Origin of the sequence: Aquipuribacter hungaricus (assembly GCF_037860755.1) — a bacterium.
GTDB lineage: Bacteria > Actinomycetota > Actinomycetes > Actinomycetales > JBBAYJ01 > Aquipuribacter > Aquipuribacter hungaricus.
In genome coordinates, this window is record NZ_JBBEOI010000332.1 from 1 (window position 1) to 3,014 (window position 3,014).

The window sequence follows — 3,014 nt, forward strand, 5'->3', positions numbered from 1 at the left end:
TGGGTGTGTCAACCCGAACTGGCCCCAGGGTGGCGCCTCGAAGTGGCCCCACCGAAGGAGACTGGGTCCGTGGCTCCCTGGCGGCCGGTTAGTAGCAGTTGCGCTCTGGCGACGAGCGTCGATAGCAGTGAGCCCCGACCCCCGGCGGCGGAGGTCGGGCTCACTGGTTCAGATCAGGCCCGGGCGTCGACTCGGGTCACGGCGCTGCCCTTGGTGAGGTAGTCCAGGGCCTTGCTGATCATGTCTTGGAACGCCTGCCCACTGTCGTCACCCGCGCGGATGAGAAGGGCGTGGAAGTAGTCCGGGGTGACGTCGCCCTCGATCGCCCCTCGCTGCCGGTCGGCCATGAGTTGGGAGGCCAGCTGGGACGCAGCCTTACCGTCCTCGCCGCTGAGACCTGCCGTCTCATGGAAGGTCATCGTGTCGCCCTGGGCTGTCACGGTCATCCCGAAGGCGTTGAGCAGGAAGCTGCGGTCGGACGCGGTCAGTGATCCAACGAGGGCCTCGGTGTGTGTCGGTCCCGAGGGGGTGGCCCTGGCTGAGGGGGCGGCGGCGGTGCTGCCTGCCCGGTTGATGTAGGACGGCGGCGTGGCGCTGCTGATCTGCATCGTTTTGCTCCTTTCGATCGCCTGCCGTATCGGCAGGAGTCAGGGCTGGATGAAGCCGATGGTGATGCGGTTGTTCGCGCCGTAGACAGGCGGGTTGATGGCCTTCGTGGTCGGGCTCGACAGGTAGAAGCGGTAGTAGAACTTCGTCGTGCTGCTCAGCCCGTTGAAGGCGGACGTCCAGCCGCCCGCGCCGTTACCGGTGACGGCTGTGCAGATCCGGGCGACCCCGGTGCTGGGCTCGTTGCAGATCTCGACCTGCATGGTGGTGCCGGTGGGGATGCTGCTGTTGAAGGAGTAGGCGTACCCGACCTGGTTGATCGTGCCGGTGGGCGTGACGGTGGAGGCCACCGAGGGGCTGCTGTAGTAGAAGTTCGTCTGGTAGACGGTCGGCGCGACCACGAACTTGGCGTCGTTGTACTGGGTCGCGGCCTGGGCGGGGCTGGCGACCAGGGCGGCGGTGGCGAGGACGAGGCCGAGGCTCGTGGCGGCTCGGGCGAGGATGGACTTGATCACGATGAGGCTCCCTGAATGGTCCGGTTTGTCGGGCTGGCGCTCACCCCTTCGGCCGATCAAGGTCTCGCCTTGAGTCCCCGACAGGACCAGTTCCCGGAAGCGCTGACTGAGGCCTCGCGAGGCGCCGCCCTCTCAGGGCTGGGTCTCAGCGCGCGCCCTGGTGGGCGAGGGTGTGGGCGAGTCGGTAGGACTGGGTGCCGGTCTCGATGATGTTGGCGCCGAAGGTGAGCCGGTCGACGATGGCGGCGCAGAGGCGCGGGTCGGTGAAGGTCTTGGTCCAGCCGGAGAAGGACTCGTTGCTGGCGATGGCGACGCTGTTCTTCTCTTCGCGTTCTGTGAGGACCTGGAAGAGGAGCTCGGCGCCGCGGCGGTCCAGGGCCATGTAGCCGAGCTCGTCGATGCAGAGCAGGTCGACGCGGCCGTAGCGGGCGATGGTCTTGGCCAGGACCTTCTCGTCGGCGGCCTCGACGAGCTCGTTCACCAGCTTCGTGGCCAGGGTGTACTTGACGCGGTAGCCGGCTTCGGCGGCCGCGGTGCCCAGGCCGATGAGCAGGTGGGACTTGCCGGTGCCGGAGTCCCCGATGAGGCAGAGGGGGTGCCCGTCGCGGACCCAGGCGCTGGTGGCGAGGGTGTGGATGGTGGCGGGGTTGACGTTGGGGTTGGCGTCGAAGTCGAAGTCCCCGACCCACTTGTCGCGGGGGAACCCGGCGGCCTTGACCCGGCGGGCCGAACGGCGGCGGGCGCGGTCGTCGCACTCGGCCAGCAGCAGCTCGGCGAGGAACCCGCGGTAGGTCAGCTGCTCCTTCTCTGCCGCGGTCAGCATCTCCTGGGCGCGGGCCCGGATCGTGGGTAGACGCAGGTCCCGGCAGGCCTGCTCGACGGCGGCGTCCGCGGCCTGGTCCGTCATGCCCCGGCGGCGCCGCAGGGCCGGCGCCGCCGGCGGCGCAGCAGGTCGTGCGGTTGGGCTGGTGGTCATGAGACCTGTCCTTCCGAGGACGCCCGCGCCGCGTTGGTGGCAGCGGGCGGGGTGCGGCGGCGGGTGAGGAGCTCGTCGTAGGCGGTGACCGTGGGCGTAGGCCGGGCGTCCGGGGGCAAGCCCGCGATGACGGCGGTCGCATCGGCAAGGCGGCGCTCGGTGAGCGACGCGACCCGCGCCGCTGGCAGCCGTGCGGAGTCGGCGTCCGCCGTGGCCCTCATGTTCGAGGTGCCTTCGGAGGGTCGCTGGTCGGCGATGCGGCGGGCCTCGACGGCGACGACGTCGGCTCGGACCGCCCCGACCCCGAGGGCCGCGGTGAGGCCGTCGACGACGTCGACCGCGGCCAGGTGCCGGTGCATCAGCAGGACCTCCACCAGCTCCCGGGTCCCCGCAGCGTCGCCGTGGGCTCTGCGGGCCGCGGCCCAGAACGCGTCGTGGGCGCTGGTGAACGCGCCGCAGGCCCGGGCCTGGACCAGCGCGGTCGCGCCGGGCAGGGCTCCCGGCTTGTGGGCCAGGACCTCCAGGTAGTGGTCCAGCAGCAGCGTCGCGGACCCGCGGACGGTGGACCGCTCGTGGCGGGCCACCTCCGCCCGCCCGTCAAAGACGACCAGCTCGTCCGCGCGCAGCAGCACCCGGACCCGACGCCCGACGAGGCGTGCGGGGACGGAGTAGTGGCACTGACGGACCGTGATCCGGGCGTGGCGGTCAACCCGCGGCGTCAACGACAGCCCGGCCTCGAAGGCCTCCCGCGGCAGCGGCCGCAGGTGGGGCTGCTCGAGCGCGAAGTCCTGCCCGACGGTCCGGACCCGGTTCGCGATCCGGCGGTCGTCGTCGAGGTTGTCGTAGCGGGCGAGGCGGGCGTTGAGCTCGGCGATGGAGGCGACCTTGGGGACCGGGACCAGGTGGGTGCGGCGGAA

The 3,014-nt window shown here is 71.0% G+C and carries 4 protein-coding genes; all 4 read right to left on the bottom strand.

The window, feature by feature from the left end:
• Nucleotides 1-173: 173 nt before the first annotated feature.
• A complete protein-coding gene (locus tag WCS02_RS19115) occupies nucleotides 174-608 on the bottom strand; it encodes a hypothetical protein (RefSeq protein WP_340295873.1) in 435 nt (144 codons plus the stop codon).
• Between the two features lie 39 nt (nucleotides 609-647).
• Complete coding sequence (locus WCS02_RS19120) at nucleotides 648-1,121, bottom strand: flagellar protein FlhE (RefSeq protein WP_340295874.1); 474 nt, start codon at nucleotides 1,119-1,121, stop codon at nucleotides 648-650.
• A 145-nt stretch (nucleotides 1,122-1,266) separates the two neighbouring features.
• The gene (gene istB, locus WCS02_RS19125; RefSeq protein WP_340295875.1) at nucleotides 1,267-2,097 is read right to left on the bottom strand and encodes an IS21-like element helper ATPase IstB; all 831 of its coding nucleotides are present in this window, start codon (nucleotides 2,095-2,097) and stop codon (nucleotides 1,267-1,269) included.
• Nucleotides 2,094-3,014 (bottom strand): Mu transposase domain-containing protein (locus WCS02_RS19130; protein WP_422665437.1); only part of this gene is annotated, 921 nt, incomplete at its 5' end. The genes istB and WCS02_RS19130, both read right to left, overlap by 4 nt.

Bases quoted from the DNA above. Each gene is read 5' to 3' on its own strand.
- istB (WP_340295875.1), bottom strand. From the start codon at position 2,097: ATGACCACCAGCCCAACCGCACGACCTGCTGCGCCGCCGGCGGCGCCG.
- WCS02_RS19115 (WP_340295873.1), bottom strand. From the start codon at position 608: ATGCAGATCAGCAGCGCCACGCCGCCGTCCTACATCAACCGGGCAGGC.